Raw genomic sequence first — 18,060 nt, 5'->3', positions numbered from 1 at the left:
AGTAAATGCCTATTCCACAGATTTACAGAACAGTGACAATGATCGGAGCCGTTCAGGCTATGCCATCACACCGCACCTTCTTGCGTGACCGCTACTTCCCTTGCACTCCGGCGACTGACATTTTCCCGACTGAGGAAGTGCTCGTCGAGTACAGAAACGGAAACAAGAAGATCGCACCGGTTGTAATGCCTAGAAAGGGCGGCATCAATATCGCACGCGAGGGCTACAAGACCGTGAAGTACGTGCCGCCATTCGTAGCGCCTCAGAGACCTCTCACCATCGACGACCTCAACAAGAAGGGCTTCGGTGAGAACCTTTACAGCCAGATCACTCCACAGCAGCGCGAGGCCCAGATCCTCGGCCTGGATCTCCAGGAGCTCAGCACATTGATCGACGGCCGCGAGGAATACATGGCAGCCCAGGCTATGCTCAACAATGGCTACGTGCTCAAGCAGTACGCCGACGACTTCGGTGGCAAGTACGAGGAGTACGCTATCCAGTTCTATGACGGAACAAACGACGCGAAGTACGTGCCGAAAGCCAAGTGGAACGCAGCCGACGCAAAGATCCTCGCAGACATCGGCGCCATGGTCAAGATGCTCACAAGCAAAGGACTCCCGGCATCCGATCTCGTTATGTCTCCGGACGTTGCTGACATCGTGATCAATGACGAGGCAATCCAAAAGCTGCTCGACATTAAGAATATCCAGCTCGGAGGCATCAACCCTCAGGAGCTTCCTGACGGTGCAACACTTGTCGGCGTGATTAACGTACACGGCAAGAACATCAACCTCATCGGATATGACGAGGAATTTGAGGACGAGGATGGAACAACCAAGTCGTTCATGGGATCCGGAAACGTGGTGCTCACAGCTCCAGCATCCGGCCGCTCTCTTTACGGAGCAGTCACACAGCTCGAGCAGTCTGACGGACAGTTTCACACCTACGCAGCGAGCCGCGTGCCTAAGTACACAGCGGACGCAAACTCTGAGGTGAGAAACCTCAAGGTCAGCGCTAAGCCTTTATTGATCCCAAGAAATCAGAACGCATGGATCAGCGCGAGCGTTCTCTAATCTATACCAAGCAAGGAGGTCAACCCACATGATCAAAATCATCGCCGGCACATACGGCTACGTGAATAAAAAGACGGGAGCGGTCGAGGCCAAGGACAAAAAGGCCCAGCCGTTCTCGTGCGACAAAGACGAGGAGGCACGCCTGGTAGCACTGGGCGTTGCCGAATACGTCGGAGGAGTAAACCAGGACGAAGATCCGGATCAGGATCCGGACGGTAAAGGCCAGGACAACGGGGACGCTCACCAGGGCGACCAGAACGACCAGAAATCGGATCAGGAGCCTGAAAAAACTCTCGCAGATATGACCAAGAAGGAGCTCACGCAGATCGCGACCGATCTGGGAATTGAGCTGCCGAAAAAAGCAACCAACCAGGACATCATTGAGGCGATCGAGAAGGCCCGCGCCGAGCATGAAGGCGACCAGGACGAAGATCTGGGCGGTGAGGAGGACGACGAAGCTCCCGCCCTCTCCGCTGCTATGCCTGAATGACGCTCAAGGAAATGATGGCCGGCGATGTGGCCGATCTCTTTTTCATGCTGGAGGACTTCGGAGAGGAACACAAGGTCGAGGGGACGACGATCCAGTGCGTCCCCGATGCGGACGCCTTGCAGTCATTAAAAACCACGACTCTCGGCCTGGCCGAAGCCACTCTATTGATTTACGCCAGAGTCGCCGACCTCCCGAAGCGAAAAGCTCCGGGCTCATTTATCAACTATGACGGCCGCGAAATGCTGGTCATTGACTGGAGCGAGAACACTGGAGTCGCGGCAATCGCACTCAAACAGAACGCGACACGATAAGGAGGGACGCCATGACAACCAAGCAGATCATCGAGAACCTCACACAATGGGTTAGCGAGAATATATGCAGCAAAATCGAGCTGAAAGTCCCGGACGACTACCAGGACGGCGGAGACTATAACCTCGTGAATAAAAACCCTGAGGCCTTCCCTCTCTACGTTCCGGCAAAAGACCGGCTTGCACCGACGGCGGTCGCTCCTATACCTTCGGTATGCGTACAGCTCATGGAAGGATCGGACGACATCCGGAACCATTCCAGAACCATGAAGATCAGGCTCAGCCTCTCGACATGGAACCCAGGCCACCACGCCGGCGACAACATGATCCCCGTAGAGGATCCGACGGTGCTCGGTGGCTACAAATATATCCGGGACGACAGCCCGGAGGATGAATACCAACGAAACTCGGACGGCTGGAAAGATCTTTACAACTTCCAGGACATCGCTCTCGCAGCACTGGAAGGCAGCCAGATCATCGCCGGCGTCAGAGTGGACTCGTCAGTCCCGATTACATACGGCCCCTTCACGGAGGACGGAGAAATATGGGACTTTTACCCGTACTGGTTCGGCTGGGTATGCTTCACAATATCGTGCGGCGTTCCTGAGAAAAAGACGGCCAGCTACTCAGACCTATTATAAGCAAAGGAGGCACAAACAATGGCATATTTGCACGGAACCTATGGCGAGCGCACAGCTTCCCAGGTCAAGAGCACAGCCCAGGTGGATGAAATTGCCGTCTACTTCGGAACGGCTCCGATTAACCTGATCAGAGGCTACGACGACGCCGACCTGGTAAATGTTCCCGTTCGATTGAGAAACATCGGCGAGGCCCAGCAAAAGGTCGGATATTCCGACAACTGGGAGCCAGGAAACGGCTTCACATTATGCGAAGTCATGGACTATCACTTCAACAACACAGTCCAGAACGTAGGCCCGATCTACATGATCAACGTGCTGGATCCTGACGTTCACAGAAAGGCAGTGGCCACAAAAGAGACGCTCGCGTTCTCCAACGGCCGCGCGTCCTTCCTGAGCGACACAGTGATCCTCGACACTCTTGCGATTGCAGAAAAGGTCGAGGGCGTGGACTACGCCGTGGACTACAACTTCACAAGCGGAAAGGTGACGATCTCGTCCCTGAATGACTCCAATCCTCTCGATGGGGAAATATCCGTTACATTCTACGAGGTCGATCCTTCAATGGTTGAGACTTCTGACATCATCGGACAGAAATCACAGAGCGGAGAATACTCCGGCATCGCTGCCGTGGCTCTCATGTATTTGAGACATAACGCGATCACCAACATCATGGCCGCGCCTGGATGGTCACAAATTCCGGAAGTATATCGAGCATTATGCTCAGCAGCCCAGAAGATCAACGGACACTGGGACGCTTTTGTAAACGCCGACATCCCTCTCGAGGAAAGCGGCACGGACATCGACACCATCGCGAAGGCGATTGACTGGAAAGAAAAGAACGGGTACACATCAGAGATCTCGAAAGTGTGCTGGCCAATGAGCAAGAACGCCGGCAAGGTTTACCACCTCAGCACAGTCACAACGGCGACAATGATGGCGACAGACATGGAACATGATGCGGTACCATGCGAGAGCCCGTCGAACGAGGACATCATGGCAACAGCTCAATATTTTGGAGACAAGTCGAAAAATCAGGGCTTCGACCAGATGGAGGCCAACGACCTCAACGAAAAAGGTATCACTACCCTGATCTACTGGGAGGGAACTTTCAAGTTGTGGGGACCTCATACGGCCGCGTACCAGTACAACGGCTCGATGGATGCGGCTGCTATCTTCGATAACAATATCCGTATGCTCATGCACTGTACCAACGGTTTCCAGAAGCGAAACGGAACGCAGATTGACGCCCCTATGACTCCAAACGATCGCGACAGCATCGTGATCAGTGAGCAAGGCGAGCTCGACGCGCTCAAGGGCGTCGGTGCACTTATCGGAGATCCGGAGATCATTTTCCTGGAGAGCGAAAACCCTACCAGCAATATGGTCAACGGCGACTTTATGTTCCACATTATGGCAACGCCTACGCCACCGATGAAGTCGGCAACAGCAAAGGTAACATATACAGACGAGGGCTTCTCCTCGTTCTTTGGAGAGGAGGCGTAAGACATGGATAAACACACCGCGGTACTTGCTGACAGCATGTACGTCGACAAAACAAAGGCAGCGGAGGACGTCTCTTTTGAGCTTCCGTCTCTTGCGCTCCAGACAGCAGATCTCCAGGCTATGGGAACTTTATCGCTCCCGATCGCTGGGCTTCTTGACGACATGACGATGACGATCACAAAGATCGGCGTTGATAAGGGCTACGGCTCCATGAATAAACTCAAGAAGATGGCCGTCGAGTTCCGATGGGTTCAGGATAAGGTCAACGCATCCGGTGACGTTTCACACGTCGGATGCAAGGCTTTCCTCAACGTAGTCCCTCAGGAGATCCCTGGCATCAGCGTCGAAGTAGGAAGCGCCACAGAGCTCGGCGGCACATACACAGTGCTCCGCTATCAGCTCTACGTGGACGGATCCGAGGTGCTGCTGGTTGATAGGCTCAACCAGATCCTCAAGATCAACGGCGTGGACTACATGGCAGACGTGAAAAAGCTGCTCTAATACAACACAACCAAGCAAACACGGGCCCGGGATCTCCTGGGCCTGATTTATTAAGGAGGAACCCACATGCAAGGAAAATTAACACTTGTAAACCCGATCAAGATCGACGGCAAGAACGTCAAACAACTCAAATACGACACCAACGAGATCACGCCGGAGCTTTATGCTGAGGCGGAGACCAGAAAGGCAAAAGCCGGACATGCAAACGGCAACAGATCCGGAGCGATGGAGCTCGACTACCCGTTCCACTTATACCTCGGCTTCGCTGCCATCCTGGCAGTCAATGAAGGCTACACATTCGAGGATGTTGAGCGAGTAAAAGGCCGTGACGTCATCGAGATAAGTGTGATCGGGCGAAATTTTATTATGAAGTCGGAAGGATCAGAGGGCGAGACCTCCGACGAGCAATCAGAGACTTCGCCAGAGTCTACCACACAAGCGTAACAGAGATCAGCCAGAAACGCCTGACGGATTTTCTGATCCAATACGCAGAGGCAGCCGAGGATCTGGCTGCTGAAAATAAGAGAATACAGCAAAAACGAAACCAAATGCGCGGCAAAGGAAAAGGCCGCCATAATAGATATTTTTAACCGGAAGGAGGTGGCACCGTGGCAAAGAGCAACACACTCCAGGCGATCGTTGAAATTGCCGGAACTCTGAGTCCTACACTCGAAAAAAGTATAGGTGGCGTCGTTGATAAGCTCGACGGCATCAATGTCAAAGCCCTGGCCGTCGGTGCGGCCGCTGGAGGCATCGCAATCGCAACTACGAAGGCGGTATTTGAGGCCGGCAAAGCTCTCACAGAGCTCGGCGGCGAGTTTGACAAGGCATACGACTCGATCAGGATCGGAACCGGAGCAACGGGCGAGGCTCTCGAAGCCCTCGAGGACGACTTCCAGGCCGTGTACTCTGCAGTACCGACCACCATGGAGGACGCGAGCCAGGCGATCGCAGACTATAACACAAGGCTCGGCCTAACTGGCCCGGCCCTCCAGGGTATATCTACCCAGGCGATCCAGGTCGCTGACATGCTCGGCGAGGATCTCGGCAGCGTTATCGAGGAGTCGTCCCAGGCCTTCCAGGCGTGGAACATCGACGCGGACGAAATGGGGAACAAAATGGACTACGTTTTCAAGGCTTCCCAGTCCACCGGCGTCAGCTTCGCTGACTTGATGGCAGACGTCCAGAAGTTCGCGCCACAGATGCAAGAAATGGGCTACTCATTCGAGGAGACCACCGCGCTCCTGGGCCAGCTCGACAAGGCTGGCGTAAATGCCGACGAGGTTATGAGTGCATTGAAAAAGTCGGTCGGAGTTCTGGCAAAAGAAGGACTGAGCGCAAGCGAAGGCCTGGCCAAATATTCCGAACAGATCAAGAACGCCGGAAGCATGACAGAGGCGACCACAATCGCGTCGGAGATCTTCGGATCGAAAGCAGCGTCATCAATGGCAGCAGCTATACGAGACGGCACCCTATCGGTCGCAGATCTGACTGCAGAGCTGGAAGGCTCAAGCGAAACAATAAACGGATGCGCCGGCGACACGTATGACTTCGCGGAAAAATTGCAGCTATTCAAGCAGCAAGCTCAAGTCGCGTTTGAGCCACTTGCGAGCACTTTGTTCGACTCGCTCAATGAGCTCATGCCAATCGCAGCGGACGCCATGACTCAGCTCATGCCAATCCTGGGGCAACTAGCCCAGGCAATCATCCCGATCGTGCAAGATCTGGTACCTCAGATCGCCCCACTTCTCACGCAACTGATCCCGCCGATCGTAAGCATGGCCGGCGTACTCGCCAGCAGCGTGATCCCGCCGATCGTGGAAATTGTGACCAGCCTGATCCCGGCAGCGATCTCCATCGTGAGCGCGCTCATGCCAATAATTCAGGTACTGATCGAGACCGTACTCCCGATCCTGGTGGATATTATCCAGCAGATCATCCCGCCGGTCGTTCAAATCGTGACCGCGCTGCTGCCCGTGATCCAGGAATTATTGACAGCCCTGGCTCCTATCGTGACGCAGCTTTTCACAGCCCTGAGCCCCGTGCTCGCGGCAGCCGGACAACTGATCTCGACGCTCTTGCCGCCGGTGATCTCACTGATCCAGACGCTCATGCCTATAATTACCACCGTTGCCTCTATCATATCGACCGTTCTGACGGTTGCAATCCAGGGGCTCATGCCGGTGATCGAGGGCGTGATCTCCGTGGTCGGCACTATCGCCTCTGTATTCGAGGCCGCCTTCTCCGGACTGGTCGGCATCGTAAAGACGCCAATCAATGCGATCATCGGCCTGGTGAATAAAGCGATCGGCGCGATCAATTCGATCAGCATCGACGTCCCGGACTGGGTGCCAGGTCTAGGAGGCAAGCACTTCGGGTTTAGCATACCGACGATACCAATGCTGGCAACTGGAGGCTTCACGGACGGCGTATCAATCGCCGGCGAGGCCGGCACCGAGGCCGTGATCAGCTTCGACCAGGCATACAGATCGGCCAATATCGGCTACTGGATGGAAGCCGGCAAGATGCTCGGAGTCCTGGGACAAAACCAGAACACGACAACGAGCTCGCTGGCTGGCCAACTCCTAACGCTGGACGACTTCTCGCTCTCCGAACTTGCAAGCGAGAACAACACCGTCGTCTACGACTTCTCAGGTATGAGCTACAACCCGACCGTCAACACAACCGGAGACGGACCGGACATCATGGCGCAGCTCCGAGAGGCTGGCCAGGAGTTCTTTGACTGGCTCGAGACCTGGATCAGAAGAAAGGAGCAGACCGCTTATGGCTACTAAGTATTACAAATACACAACCAAAGAGGGCGACACGTTTGACATGATCGCCCTCAACTTCTACGACGAGGAAAAGATGGCGACGACCATCATCGAAGCCAATCCAGACTACTCTGACGTGATTATTTTCGACGCTGACGTCGAATTGATCATACCCATCGTGGAGGATGTTGACGGCATAGAAACAACGCCACCATGGAGGAGGTGATCCGGTGGCTGAGAAATTAACATACAACGGTAAGGACATCACCGCAGACGTGACAGCGATCGCGGCAGCGGCCGACCTATACACCGGATCAGAGCGCTCCGATGTCCTGGAGCTTCACTTTCCTGAGGACGAAGCCTGGACGACATGGAGGCCACAGATCGACGATGTTATCACCTATCAACGCGACGGCCTGAACACTGGCCGCTTGTTTATATTCGACCAGGAATTGACAAGCGGTGGCCACGTACTATATGCAACAACCACACCGACGGACATGCGCGAGATCCCAAGGACAAAAGCCTGGGAGCGTGCTCACCTGAGCCAGATCGGTGGGGAAATTGCAGCAAGGAACAGCCTGAGCTTCGAGCTAATAGGCGTAGACGACAACTACTTCGAGTATATCAAGCAAGAAGTAGAAAGCGACGCGGCCTTCCTGGCCAAACTTGCAATACTTGAGGGCGCTGCCCTGGTCGTATTCGACGGCCGGATCATAATGGCCAAAGAAAAGGAACTGGAGGCAGCGGATCCGGTTGCGGAACTAGACACAAACGGCGCTTTTGTCGAGTTTTTTGATAATTCGGCCAAAGCATACGGATCGGCATTGATAAGCGTCGGCCAATTCAAAGGCGCGTACGCAGCAAACAATGGGGCTGCCAGAAAGCTCACGGAAAAACCCGGGAACCTCCAGGCATCCAGCAACGCCGAGTGTATGATTTATGCGGCCGGGCTTCTCAGGCATAAAAACAAGGGCCTCACCGGCCTGAAAATGACAACCACACTCTCCCCGGAAATACCGGCCGGAGTTACATGCACCCTGGGTGGCTCCTCAGTGCCTAAGGGATGGACCGGGACATTGTTCGTGCATCACGTAAGGCACGAGTTCCACAAAAACCAGAGCACGATATTCCTGAGGAAACCACTGGAGGGATATTAAATGACCGCAAACAAAGGCACAGTCCTCACCGTTGGAGAAGGTGCAAACCTGAACATGCTCAGAGTGGCGCCGATCGACAACATCGATGCCGTGAGCACGTTCTACAAGATACCGAAATACCTCCAGGACGAGGACATAAAAAAAGGTGACCAGGTTGCCTTCCTATCCTTCGCAGATGGGACGGGCGTGATCCTGGCCAAAATGTAAAGGAGGAAGCTCATGGCAACAATGGGACGCTGGGGCAATCAGTCCTTCACGATCAGCACTAAGAAGATCAGAGGTTTCGAGGGCTTCTCTACTGCTGCCGAGAAAAAGGACAAAGACTCCAAAAGTAAAAAGAAAAGCCTGGAGCTCGAGAGCGTGAAACTCTCGATCGCATGCCACGCAAACGCCGGCGTGGATCCTCAAAAAGAGTATTACACCTGGCGCGGCTTGATCGGGCAGACCAATTACCTATACATCCACGGAAAAAAATGGAAAAGCAACCGCCTCCAGCTCCAAAAAGTAAGCCTGGGAAGCGTAACAAACGATGGCAAAGGCCGGTTCCGGTATGCCGAGATCTCTCTGGAGTTCACAGAGGAGAACGTCAAACCGTCCAACAAGTCAAGCAGATCGGGAGCATCCAAGGCGGATAAGAAAAAGAAAAAGAAAAAATAGCAAGGAGGGACTCACATGCTAGGAAAAGGAAACGGCGAGCCTCAGACATGCGCGGCCAACCTTCTCCAGACGCCACGTTTTTCGGTTCCATACGAGAGGCTGAAAGGCATCGACGGCGAGCTGGTAGACTCTCCGGCCGCAGAAAGCGCCGACGAAATGGCTGCCGACGCCGAGTGGCTGCTGGAAACATACGAGCCGAGGGTTGAGATCAACAGCATCGAGGCCGGCGATCCGGATGGAGTTGGCGACTTCGGCATTGTTGCAGATCTATCGGTAAATTTTAACGACGAGGAGGAAGAAACATGAGCGACCTGAAATTCATCGAAACGAACGCCTCCGAGATTTATGAGATCGTGATCGGTTCGCTGGAAAACAAATGCGGCGAGGATCTATATCCAGGAGATGAACGCCGCATATTCGGCGAAGCTATGGTGCCGCTGGTTGTGGCCCTATTCAATGCCGTGAATGATGCGTGCCGCCAAAAGATGCTCAGGTATGCCAGGGGCGAAGTCCTGGACGCTCTCGGAGAACGCGAGAACGTGACCAGATCGGCAGCAGTATCGGCAACAACAACCGAGCGGTTTTCACTGAATACAGCAATCTCGGAAAATATCATCATACCGAAGGGGACCAGAGTCACTTCGGACTATACAAATTATTTTGCAACAGACACAACGGCCGTTCTAGCAGCGGGCGACACTTTTGTGGATGTTCCGGTCACTGCAGAAACCGGGGGAAGCTCTGCCAACGGCATCACAATCGGCCAGATCAACGTCCTAGTCGATACGGTTCCATACATTGACAGCGTAAGCAACACCGCAGCAACATCCGGAGGATCTGACGAGGAAACGGACGACGCATATCGAGACAGAATACGAACGTCCGGCGCAAGTCTGAGCGTGGCCGGTCCCCCTAACGCATACAAATACTGGGCCATGGAAGCAGACAGCACCGTCGCAGATGCAGCGGTCGGCTCGCCTTCTCCTGGCGTCGTATTGATAACGCCGATCTGCTACGGCGGAGAGATCCCGGACGAGTCAATACTTGCGAAAGTCCTGGAAAAATGCTCCGCGGATGATATACGGCCACTCACCGATCTGGTGAAGGTTCAGGCTCCGAGCGTGGAAGCCTACGACATAGAGCTGAAATACTACACCACGGAGGCAGACGAGAGCGCATGCGTGGAAACAATCGAAGGAGACGGCGGAGCCATCGACAAGTACGTGTACTGGCAAGGCTCGGCGCTAAACAGAGACATAAACCCGGACTACCTTCGCAAACTGATCCTGGCTCCAAACTGGAGCGACGACGCGGTCGGCGCTGTACGTGTAGAGGTGATAAGCCCGACATTCAAGGAGCTGAACTCAACAACAGTGGCTAAGTTCTCCGGAAATCTGACAGTAACGCACGCGATCACAGACAGCGAGTAAGGAGGCGGCCTATGGGAATGAAACTAGATGCCGTCAAAATGTTGAAACTCCTCCCGGCATGGATGCGTGACGACGATGCAAACCAAGCGCTGGCCCAAGCAATCGACCTTCTTTTCAGTCAGCCGGCCGGCCGGATCTCGTCGCTTCGCACCTGGGACAAAATCGACGAGCTAACAAACGAGGAACTCGACGAGCTTGCCTGGGAGCTTGACATTGACTGGTGGCAAAGCTCGTGGCCAATCGACAGAAAAAGGGCCACCGTGAAGGTCTCGGACAGTGTAAAAGAAAAGCGAGGCACGAAATGGGCTGTCGAACAACTTGTGGCCGCTGCTTTCGGAGTCGGCGAGGTGATGGAGTGGTTTGAGTACGGCGGCGATCCGTATTGCTTCAAAGTAAGAACCAACGCAACACTGACAGAGGATGGCATGGCGACTTTTTTGAGCATGATCGAGCGCGTAAAAAGCACACGCTCTCATGTGGAGGCCATAGAAATCGAAAGAATGATCACGCAGCCGCTTTTTGCCGGATGCGCTACCAGACAATGGACAACCAATGTGATCACGGACGACTTTTCACAAGTCCGAACAGTGTCCGCAACTATCGCGTCAGGTGCCGGGAACGGCAACCAATATACAAAAAACACAATAAAGGAGGGATAACATGGCAGACTTTAACAGCGCAGTTATGACCAACGAAGGCGCCGCACTTCTCGCACAATGTCAGGCCGGGGTTGCAAAGATGCAATTCACGGCCATGGTTACTGGAAATGGCGAGTACACCGAGGAGGAAAAGAGACGAGAAAGCCTCCAACAACGCACGAGCCTCAAGAACCAAAAACAGACCTTTGGATTTTCTAAAAAAGAGATGGCGACAGAAACCAGCGTGCTCCTCACTGGAGTAATCACGAACATCGACCTCACCACCGGGTACTATGTTCGAGAGGTCGGGATCTATGCGAAAAACGAACTGGACGAGGACAGCGATCCGATCCTCTATTCCATCGCAATCGCAATCGTGGCCGACTACTTGCCACCGTACAATGGGCTCACGCCTTCAACAATCACCCAGGAGTATTATGCAACAGTGTCAAACAGCGCCGATGTAACAATCGTGGCTGGAACTGGCGCCCTAATGCTCGCGGAAGATGCGAACAAAATTACAGACGATACAACCCAAATCGTGTACCGGCTGGGAGTAAATAATGGGCTAATCTATATTCAGGAGGTAAATGAGGCATGACACCGGAAAACAAAATCTATATTGCAGACAAACCGACACTCGACGCCGTAAAGGCTAAGGTCGACAATATCAGCGCATCCGTTCAAGAAATTGCACAAGGCGGATCTGGCGGCATCGCTCCGTCTAATATGATCAAGTTCTCCGCCTTCGCCGGGGATGGGTCCGCGAAGTTATACATCGAGGAACCTGGAGACACGATCATCGACAGCCAGGTACTCAGCACTATTGCTGGCGTGAAAATCATGCGAAGCGAAACTGGGTACCCAGAAACCGAAAAGGATGGCAGCCTGGTTATTGATATTAAGCGCGAGAACTTCGGGCAGTACAAAGAAGTACCATACGAGGACGCCGGGCTCGCCAATGGCACAACCTACTACTACGCAGCGTTCCCATATTCAGATCAAGGCGTCTACAATCGAAACCCACAAAATAAAGCCGAGGCAACCCCTAAACAATACGAGCTTTATGGCTTTGATATTGACCAGGACGACAGCAACCCGGCGACGCGTATCTCATATCCCTCCGACGTAGACAATGCCGAGTGGGATCCGATGACGGTGAACCAATCGAGCGGCGCGTTTGATCTCGGTCGGTGGGCCAACACGTTTTTTATGCGCTCGATCCGTCCGGTTATGCTGAAATATGACGGAACCGTGGACTATGAGCTCAACCACGACGACCAGAGCTTCAAACTGGACGGTTCAACAGCGTCCGACATCAGCAACACGGCATACGGCGGAAATGCCATGGTCGAGTTCCCGAAAATGTACTTCAAACGCTGGCAAGATGCAACCGGCCAACATGTGAGAGTTTCAAACGTCCAGATCGACACCGACTTCAAATGCTACGCTCACATGTATAACGGCGAGGAACTGGATGCGATCTACCTTCCTATGTTCGAGGGCTCCAGCGTAAGCGGCAAGGTTAGATCTCTCGCCGGCCAGACGCCGATGAATACGCAAACCGGAGCAACTGAAAAGACTCAGATCGAAGCAAACGGATCCGGCTGGCAGTTCGACGACTGGATGAACGCGCAAATGGTAACCCATCTTTTGTTCTTGCTGGGGAAATCGTCGGATCTCCAGGCAACCTTTGGCCGCGGCCATTATGACGGGGGCTCAGCGGCTAGCTCACTACTCCAGACCGGCCAGCTCAAAAACAAGGGTATGTTCTACGGCACGAATGGGAACGCGTCCGTGAAGTTCCTATGGCTGGAGAATTACTACGGCGATCGCTGGGATAGGAAGTACGGCGTTGTATATAATACGGCCGGCCACATACTCACAAAAGCATACCCTCCATACAACACGGACGGATCTGGCTACACAGACACCGGCATCACCATCACTGGCACAAGCGGCGGATATATTTCCAAAACAAAAATGACCGAGTTCGGTGAGTTCCCGATCGTTGCAAGCGGATCAGAAACCACATATCAGCCGGACGGATGTTGGTGGAATACGACGCAGCTTAATTTCCTGCTCTGGGGCGCGGATTGCAACAACGGGCTTCGTGTTGGGGCTGCTTTCCACGTCGACGCTCCGTTTTCGCACTCGGCTTGGGCCCTCGGGCCTTCGCTTGCTTATAAATACCCGAAAGCGGCGTAGCCGTCGGGGGGACCGGGGGATCGCCCCCGTAATACTTAAAACAAAACAGATAGGAGGAATGTGCAGCGATACGCTTAGGGGCTTTCACGAGCGATCTTTGGGCCGTTTCCTGATCTGGGGCGCGAATTGCAACAACGGGCTTCATGTTGGGGCTGCTTTCAACGTCAACAATCCGTTTTCGAACTCGAATTGGAACATCGGGCCTTCGCATGCTTATCAATTCATGGGGCTATTAACCAAATGCTCGTGATCGACACCTACCCCACAGGGCGTTGCAACACGTCTACCGGACAACCGGATCGAGGGAAAATTAAGCCGGCCGCGCAAGCGGTGACAAGGGAAGGGGCCGGTAGCAATCCGCGAAAGCTCTTTAGGCGATAAGCAAAAAGCTACACGATAACGTGATAACATATAAAAACCTTTACGCTCCAGCCATAGAGCTGGGAAATATTAAAAATTGCATAACCGAGGCGGCTAAAAACGGGAAAATGAAAAAAGCGTGCGTCAGGAAAGTTGTCGAAAACATCGACAAAGAGGCGGAGATCGTTCGGGACATGATGCTCAGGCACGACACCGGCTTCGAGACGTATGAGCTCCACACCATCCGGGAAGGCATCAAGCGGAAACGGAGGGAAATTGCAAAACCTCGGTTCAAATACGACCAAATGATCCAGCACGTCCTGATCTCGCAGATCCGCCCGATTGTTTTGCATAGTCTTTACGAATACGCACACGGCTCGCTGGAAAAGCGCGGACCTCTGCAGTCGGCTCAGGTGATCAGCAAATGGATCCGAAACGATCCGAAGGGCACGAGGTATTGCCTACAAATGGACGTGCACCACTGCTATCCGTCAGTCGATCAAGACATCCTGATACGCCGGTGGCATGAGAAAGTCAAAGACGCAGATTTTAATATTGAGAACGATAAGGTGATCCGGGCCAGCCCTCTGGGACTGGCTCCAGGATCGCCAACAAGCGTATGGCACATTCACTTCCTTTTCACGCCGTTCGACCACTGGCTGACAGAACAGGACGGCGTTGCTCATTATCTCAGGCACATGGACGACCTTGTGATATTCGGGCCAAACAAAAAGAAGCTGCACAAAGTCGAGCGCGATGTCATTGATTACATGCGCCGCGAATACAACATGGAGATCAACCACAGCCACCAGGTTTTTCCGATCGAGTGGGAGGATCGGCACGGCAAGAAACACGGCAAACCTCTCGATGTGTGCGGCTATCTATTTTATGGCAACCGGACCATATTGCGAGAAAGCCACATGTTGAAAACTACGAGAAAGGCGAACAAAATCGCAAAGAAAGAGCGAAAAACCTTTTACGATGGCCAGCAAATGCTTTCCCACCTGGGATGGTTCGAGCATGCCGACATGTACGGCGTTTATGCCGAAAGAATAAAACCAAAGGTGAACGTAAAGCAACTCAAGCGCATGGTTTCAAAACATGCGAGAAAGGAGAACGAAAAGCATGAAATGGAAAACAGTGATCGGCTACACAGAGCCGAAAGCGGTCGAGGTCGGGAAAACAACCGTGTACCTCAGGAGGAACGCGACCAAAATTAAGGACAAAGAAGGCAACGATGCGTGGAGCTACGAGGAGCGCCAGATGAGCCTCGCAGAATACGAAAAATACCTGGAACTCATGGAGTCACCAGAAATGCTGATTATACTGGAACGGTTTGAGATGCAAGAGGAGGAGAACGCCGACGCCCTACTGAACCAAATGAGCATCATGGCAACCCAGAGCGCCCAGGACGAGACACTTGCAAACATATTATTAAACCAAATGAGTCAAATGGAGGTAAATTAACATGGCAGAAACAACCACGACAAAATCAAGGCTTTTCAATACCGTGAAAAGGTACTACCCGAAATATTATTCCAAGGACGACGTAAAAACTTTTGTACGCGCCGGCCAGCTCACTCCCGAGGAATACAAAGAAATCACCGGCGAGGAGTATGCGGAATAACGGAGGTACTTCGGATGTTGAAAAACACGGCGGAAATTATAGAAAAACAGAACCGGATCATCCAGATCCAGGCAGACGTGATCAATGACCTTTACGGCCTACTCATGCAGCACATAACGTCGAGGAAGCCGAAGCGCTGCCGGCGGTCGCCAAGATCAACCTGGCAGCGAACATCCGCAGCACAATCGAGGAATGACACAGCAAGAATAAGCGATCAGGATCGTCCTGGTCGCTTTATTTTTGAGAAAGGAGGCACGCTATGAGCACAGACCTCAGCATCACCATCACGATCGTCGGCTTGCTGCTATCCGTGGCCACGTTCTACATCGGCAGACAGACAGCAAGCAAGAACGACGGAAAAGCTGCCGGAGCCCTGGAGACCGATCTCAAGTATGTCAAAGAAAGCGTCGGACGCATAGAGTCCAAGCTAGACAGAGACACGCAGCGTCTCGAGGGCCGGATCGACGAGATCAGCCGGCAAATGTCAGAGATCTCGAGCGAAGCAAGTCGCGCACATGAGTCGGCGAAGTCGGCCCACAACCGCATCGACGAGCATCTGACTCGAGAACATGGCATTGAACGACGAGGAGGTACAGCATGAAAAAAATTGAATTTTCAAAGCGGATCCTCGCAACGGTAGCGGTGGCAACGGCGGCGATCGTCGTCGCTGCCTTCGTTCTAATGTGGCACGCCGGGGACACCAGCGCCCTCGCGTACATCATCCCGGGTATTTTTGCCGAGCTATCCGCAGCGACCGGCTTCTACTTCTGGAAGGCCAAAGCTGAGAATATGATCAAGCTCGACATCGAGCGCAAGAAGCTCGGACTAAAAACAAGCGACGGCCCTGGAGATCAGGACCAGACAGTTCCGGACTCAGATCCGGAGGAATAGGAGGTGCGATATGGCAAGAATAGGACACGCAAGTATATCCGAAAAAGGCACGATCAACGGAACAAAAGGCGACGGTACTGGCCGCGAAGTATGTATCCGCGAATTTTATAGCAAGCCGTGGGACTTCGCTGCTATCCACCCGAACGCAACCGTCCGAGAAAAACACGCCAAAGCAATCGAGGCAGCTTGCAAAAACGACAACATCGGGTACGGCCAGAGTGATCGAAACACATTGAACACACTGGCCAAAGCCGTAGGCTACGATCTCTCGAAGGTTGGAAAGTGTAATTGCGACTGCAGCAGCCTCCAGAACGTGGCAGCGGTGGCATCGGGATCCGGCGCGACATACGGAAGCAACGGCTGGACTACTTCAACGATGAAGTCGGCGCTCAAGGCCCTGGGCTACAAAATCGTAACAGATACGACGATGCTTGCGAGCGCGGCGTATTGTGTACGCGGTGCAATCTACGTGAAGGCTTCGTCTCATACAATGGCCGCCCTGGATAACGGCGCAAAGTGCGCCGACATGCTCAAAAAAGCCGGTATCACAACGACAGAGACAGCGGCGCCAGTTTCCGACAGTGGCTCAAAACTGAGCACAAAGCTCCAGAGCGCCGAAAAGCTCGACAAGAGCATAGCCGGAAAGTATAAGACTACAACCGAGCTCAATTTGAGATATGGCGCAGACTCTACAAAGTACGCGTCTATGGTAGTAATGCCGGCCGGTACATCGGTACAGTGCTACGGTTATTACAATGTGACAAACGGCGTCAAGTGGTATTATGTTGTCGCAACGGTGAACGGCAAAAAGTACACCGGCTTCTGCAGCAGCAAATACCTCAAAAAAGCATAAGGAGGTACCAGAACTATGATGCAGAACATCGGAAACATATTGATCGGGATCGCGGTCGTGATTGCCGTGATCTTTGCGCTTAACTTACTCAATAAGGCGGCTGAGTATCTCGAGGCCAAAGCTCTGGAAGCTGGCCGCGAGGATCTTGCGGCTCTGATCGGAATGGCCAACAGCGCCATCACTCAGGCCGTGGCGTATGTCAACCAGACATACGTCGACAGCCTCAAAGCTGCCGGGAAATTCGACAAAGAGGCCCAGGTCGCAGCCTTTAACAAGGCGGTGACTGCTGCCGAGCAAATGCTCACGACTGACGTCAAGGACGCGATCATTGAAATATACGGAGACCTCTCGAAGTATCTGGAGACAAAGATCGAGGAGACGTGCAGAAACCTCAAGACAGAGCCGAAAAAGCCCGAGACGGAGAAAGATGCGGACACTGCAGTAAAAGCCGCCAGCGTGGCCGCTACGGTTGCCACGACAGCGATCCAGCAGCTCGCCGCTGAGGCGCAGCCACCCGATCAGGAATAACGGCGGCAAGTTATCCACATTTTCACATAGTAAAAGTGCACAAAAAGAACCCGGGGAGAGATCCCCGGGCCTTTTTTATTGTGTTTTTTCTGCTAGAGTCAACCGAAACGCAAAAGCCACGAACCCGCTATATATAAGCGGTCCGACCGTGTTCGGATAAGACTCATTTAGTGGAGTAGACGGGAGTCGAACCCATTTTAATAGGAAGAAACTCATCCCGTATTTACGGGGAATGGCGTAAATGCGGGATTATGCATTGTATTATAATACAGTTTTTCGCATTTTAATCTGCTTAATTATATTATAATACCATACTATGCAACACGAAATGCAACACGAGTTATTCAGTTTTTAAACTTATTTATTTCGTATTTTTAGTATTATTCTGTTGATGATTGACAATGCGCTAATATTAGCG

24 protein-coding genes are annotated in these 18,060 nt (G+C 53.0%); all 24 read left to right on the top strand.

Going from position 1 to position 18,060, the window contains the following annotated elements; genetic code table 11:
• The first annotated feature begins 5 nt into the window (after positions 1-5).
• The 24 genes from FYJ45_RS19780 to FYJ45_RS19665 all read left to right on the top strand — a co-directional run bounded on the left by FYJ45_RS19780 (position 6) and on the right by FYJ45_RS19665 (position 17,642).
• Positions 6-1,073, top strand: coding sequence for a major capsid protein (locus FYJ45_RS19780; protein WP_154466893.1), 1,068 nt, complete (start codon positions 6-8; stop codon positions 1,071-1,073).
• A 28-nt stretch (positions 1,074-1,101) separates the two neighbouring features.
• Complete coding sequence (locus tag FYJ45_RS19775) at positions 1,102-1,563, top strand: Rho termination factor N-terminal domain-containing protein (RefSeq protein WP_154466891.1); 462 nt, start codon at positions 1,102-1,104, stop codon at positions 1,561-1,563.
• Positions 1,560-1,874, top strand: coding sequence for a sugar ABC transporter ATP-binding protein (locus FYJ45_RS19770; protein ID WP_154466889.1), 315 nt, complete (start codon positions 1,560-1,562; stop codon positions 1,872-1,874). The genes FYJ45_RS19775 and FYJ45_RS19770 overlap by 4 nt, the downstream gene beginning before the upstream one ends.
• Before the next feature lie 11 nt (positions 1,875-1,885).
• On the top strand, positions 1,886-2,512 hold the full coding sequence (locus tag FYJ45_RS19765; RefSeq protein WP_154466887.1) for a hypothetical protein: 627 nt from the start codon (positions 1,886-1,888) through the stop codon (positions 2,510-2,512).
• 18 nt (positions 2,513-2,530) lie between these two features.
• A complete protein-coding gene (locus FYJ45_RS19760; RefSeq protein WP_154466885.1) occupies positions 2,531-4,015 on the top strand; it encodes a phage tail sheath protein in 1,485 nt (494 codons plus the stop codon).
• Positions 4,016-4,018: 3 nt separating this feature from the next.
• Positions 4,019-4,516 (top strand): phage major tail tube protein, encoded by a 498-nt coding sequence (locus FYJ45_RS19755; RefSeq protein ID WP_154466883.1) that lies wholly within the window; start codon positions 4,019-4,021, stop codon positions 4,514-4,516.
• A gap of 66 nt (positions 4,517-4,582) precedes the next feature.
• Positions 4,583-4,960, top strand: coding sequence for a hypothetical protein (locus FYJ45_RS19750; protein ID WP_154466881.1), 378 nt, complete (start codon positions 4,583-4,585; stop codon positions 4,958-4,960).
• 164 nt (positions 4,961-5,124) lie between these two features.
• Positions 5,125-7,311, top strand: a complete 2,187-nt coding sequence (locus FYJ45_RS19745) for a phage tail tape measure protein (protein WP_154466879.1) — start codon at positions 5,125-5,127, stop codon at positions 7,309-7,311.
• Positions 7,301-7,516, top strand: coding sequence for a tail protein X (locus FYJ45_RS19740; RefSeq protein ID WP_154466877.1), 216 nt, complete (start codon positions 7,301-7,303; stop codon positions 7,514-7,516). Before FYJ45_RS19745 ends, FYJ45_RS19740 begins: the two co-directional genes overlap by 11 nt.
• A 4-nt stretch (positions 7,517-7,520) precedes the next feature.
• Positions 7,521-8,450 carry a hypothetical protein gene (locus tag FYJ45_RS19735; protein ID WP_154466875.1) on the top strand — a complete coding sequence of 310 codons (930 nt, stop codon included), beginning with the start codon at positions 7,521-7,523 and terminating at the stop codon, positions 8,448-8,450.
• Positions 8,451-8,657: a hypothetical protein gene (locus FYJ45_RS19730; protein WP_154466873.1), complete on the top strand. Its 207-nt coding sequence runs from the start codon at positions 8,451-8,453 to the stop codon at positions 8,655-8,657.
• 12 nt (positions 8,658-8,669) lie between these two features.
• Complete coding sequence (locus FYJ45_RS19725) at positions 8,670-9,107, top strand: hypothetical protein (RefSeq protein WP_154466871.1); 438 nt, start codon at positions 8,670-8,672, stop codon at positions 9,105-9,107.
• 15 nt (positions 9,108-9,122) lie between these two features.
• Positions 9,123-9,413, top strand: coding sequence for a GPW/gp25 family protein (locus tag FYJ45_RS19720; protein ID WP_154466869.1), 291 nt, complete (start codon positions 9,123-9,125; stop codon positions 9,411-9,413).
• Positions 9,410-10,537: a baseplate J/gp47 family protein gene (locus tag FYJ45_RS19715; RefSeq protein WP_154466867.1), complete on the top strand. Its 1,128-nt coding sequence runs from the start codon at positions 9,410-9,412 to the stop codon at positions 10,535-10,537. Before FYJ45_RS19720 ends, FYJ45_RS19715 begins: the two co-directional genes overlap by 4 nt.
• 11 nt (positions 10,538-10,548) lie before the next feature.
• Positions 10,549-11,196, top strand: a complete 648-nt coding sequence (locus FYJ45_RS19710) for a phage tail protein I (RefSeq protein WP_154466865.1) — start codon at positions 10,549-10,551, stop codon at positions 11,194-11,196.
• A 1-nt stretch (position 11,197) separates the two neighbouring features.
• Complete coding sequence (locus FYJ45_RS19705) at positions 11,198-11,776, top strand: phage tail-collar fiber domain-containing protein (protein WP_154466863.1); 579 nt, start codon at positions 11,198-11,200, stop codon at positions 11,774-11,776.
• A complete protein-coding gene (locus tag FYJ45_RS19700; protein WP_154466861.1) occupies positions 11,773-13,383 on the top strand; it encodes a hypothetical protein in 1,611 nt (536 codons plus the stop codon). Before FYJ45_RS19705 ends, FYJ45_RS19700 begins: the two co-directional genes overlap by 4 nt.
• A gap of 488 nt (positions 13,384-13,871) precedes the next feature.
• A complete protein-coding gene (locus FYJ45_RS19695; RefSeq protein WP_154466859.1) occupies positions 13,872-14,963 on the top strand; it encodes an RNA-directed DNA polymerase in 1,092 nt (363 codons plus the stop codon).
• Entirely contained in the window at positions 14,869-15,210 is a 342-nt protein-coding gene (locus FYJ45_RS19690; protein ID WP_154466857.1) for a hypothetical protein, read from the top strand. The genes FYJ45_RS19695 and FYJ45_RS19690 overlap by 95 nt, the downstream gene beginning before the upstream one ends.
• Position 15,211: 1 nt before the next feature.
• Positions 15,212-15,370, top strand: a complete 159-nt coding sequence (locus tag FYJ45_RS19685; protein ID WP_154466855.1) for an XkdX family protein — start codon at positions 15,212-15,214, stop codon at positions 15,368-15,370.
• Between the two features lie 259 nt (positions 15,371-15,629).
• The gene (locus FYJ45_RS19680; protein WP_154466853.1) at positions 15,630-15,971 is read left to right on the top strand and encodes a hypothetical protein; all 342 of its coding nucleotides are present in this window, start codon (positions 15,630-15,632) and stop codon (positions 15,969-15,971) included.
• Entirely contained in the window at positions 15,968-16,261 is a 294-nt protein-coding gene (locus FYJ45_RS19675; protein WP_195841900.1) for a hypothetical protein, read from the top strand. Before FYJ45_RS19680 ends, FYJ45_RS19675 begins: the two co-directional genes overlap by 4 nt.
• 10 nt (positions 16,262-16,271) lie before the next feature.
• Complete coding sequence (locus tag FYJ45_RS19670; RefSeq protein ID WP_154466851.1) at positions 16,272-17,114, top strand: endolysin-like domain-containing protein; 843 nt, start codon at positions 16,272-16,274, stop codon at positions 17,112-17,114.
• 15 nt (positions 17,115-17,129) lie between these two features.
• Positions 17,130-17,642, top strand: coding sequence for a hypothetical protein (locus FYJ45_RS19665; RefSeq protein WP_154466849.1), 513 nt, complete (start codon positions 17,130-17,132; stop codon positions 17,640-17,642).
• Positions 17,643-18,060: the final 418 nt, after the last annotated feature.

Source organism: Eisenbergiella porci (genome assembly GCF_009696275.1).
Lineage (GTDB): Bacteria > Bacillota > Clostridia > Lachnospirales > Lachnospiraceae > Eisenbergiella > Eisenbergiella porci.
This window is presented reverse-complemented; position numbering and strand designations above follow the sequence as displayed.

What these genes read in the sequence shown, in the direction of transcription:
- FYJ45_RS19750 (WP_154466881.1), top strand. Translation starts at nt 4,583, where the DNA reads ATGCAAGGAAAATTAACACTTGTAAACCCGATCAAGATCGACGGCAAG.
- FYJ45_RS19685 (WP_154466855.1), top strand. Translation starts at nt 15,212, where the DNA reads ATGGCAGAAACAACCACGACAAAATCAAGGCTTTTCAATACCGTGAAA.
- FYJ45_RS19740 (WP_154466877.1), top strand. Translation starts at nt 7,301, where the DNA reads ATGGCTACTAAGTATTACAAATACACAACCAAAGAGGGCGACACGTTT.
- FYJ45_RS19670 (WP_154466851.1), top strand. Translation starts at nt 16,272, where the DNA reads ATGGCAAGAATAGGACACGCAAGTATATCCGAAAAAGGCACGATCAAC.
- FYJ45_RS19675 (WP_195841900.1), top strand. Translation starts at nt 15,968, where the DNA reads ATGAAAAAAATTGAATTTTCAAAGCGGATCCTCGCAACGGTAGCGGTG.
- FYJ45_RS19720 (WP_154466869.1), top strand. Translation starts at nt 9,123, where the DNA reads ATGCTAGGAAAAGGAAACGGCGAGCCTCAGACATGCGCGGCCAACCTT.
- FYJ45_RS19665 (WP_154466849.1), top strand. Translation starts at nt 17,130, where the DNA reads ATGATGCAGAACATCGGAAACATATTGATCGGGATCGCGGTCGTGATT.
- FYJ45_RS19770 (WP_154466889.1), top strand. Translation starts at nt 1,560, where the DNA reads ATGACGCTCAAGGAAATGATGGCCGGCGATGTGGCCGATCTCTTTTTC.
- FYJ45_RS19765 (WP_154466887.1), top strand. Translation starts at nt 1,886, where the DNA reads ATGACAACCAAGCAGATCATCGAGAACCTCACACAATGGGTTAGCGAG.
- FYJ45_RS19725 (WP_154466871.1), top strand. Translation starts at nt 8,670, where the DNA reads ATGGCAACAATGGGACGCTGGGGCAATCAGTCCTTCACGATCAGCACT.
- FYJ45_RS19775 (WP_154466891.1), top strand. Translation starts at nt 1,102, where the DNA reads ATGATCAAAATCATCGCCGGCACATACGGCTACGTGAATAAAAAGACG.
- FYJ45_RS19705 (WP_154466863.1), top strand. Translation starts at nt 11,198, where the DNA reads ATGGCAGACTTTAACAGCGCAGTTATGACCAACGAAGGCGCCGCACTT.
- FYJ45_RS19690 (WP_154466857.1), top strand. Translation starts at nt 14,869, where the DNA reads ATGAAATGGAAAACAGTGATCGGCTACACAGAGCCGAAAGCGGTCGAG.
- FYJ45_RS19715 (WP_154466867.1), top strand. Translation starts at nt 9,410, where the DNA reads ATGAGCGACCTGAAATTCATCGAAACGAACGCCTCCGAGATTTATGAG.
- FYJ45_RS19680 (WP_154466853.1), top strand. Translation starts at nt 15,630, where the DNA reads ATGAGCACAGACCTCAGCATCACCATCACGATCGTCGGCTTGCTGCTA.
- FYJ45_RS19760 (WP_154466885.1), top strand. Translation starts at nt 2,531, where the DNA reads ATGGCATATTTGCACGGAACCTATGGCGAGCGCACAGCTTCCCAGGTC.
- FYJ45_RS19710 (WP_154466865.1), top strand. Translation starts at nt 10,549, where the DNA reads ATGGGAATGAAACTAGATGCCGTCAAAATGTTGAAACTCCTCCCGGCA.
- FYJ45_RS19695 (WP_154466859.1), top strand. Translation starts at nt 13,872, where the DNA reads ATGAAAAAAGCGTGCGTCAGGAAAGTTGTCGAAAACATCGACAAAGAG.
- FYJ45_RS19730 (WP_154466873.1), top strand. Translation starts at nt 8,451, where the DNA reads ATGACCGCAAACAAAGGCACAGTCCTCACCGTTGGAGAAGGTGCAAAC.
- FYJ45_RS19700 (WP_154466861.1), top strand. Translation starts at nt 11,773, where the DNA reads ATGACACCGGAAAACAAAATCTATATTGCAGACAAACCGACACTCGAC.
- FYJ45_RS19755 (WP_154466883.1), top strand. Translation starts at nt 4,019, where the DNA reads ATGGATAAACACACCGCGGTACTTGCTGACAGCATGTACGTCGACAAA.
- FYJ45_RS19780 (WP_154466893.1), top strand. Translation starts at nt 6, where the DNA reads ATGCCTATTCCACAGATTTACAGAACAGTGACAATGATCGGAGCCGTT.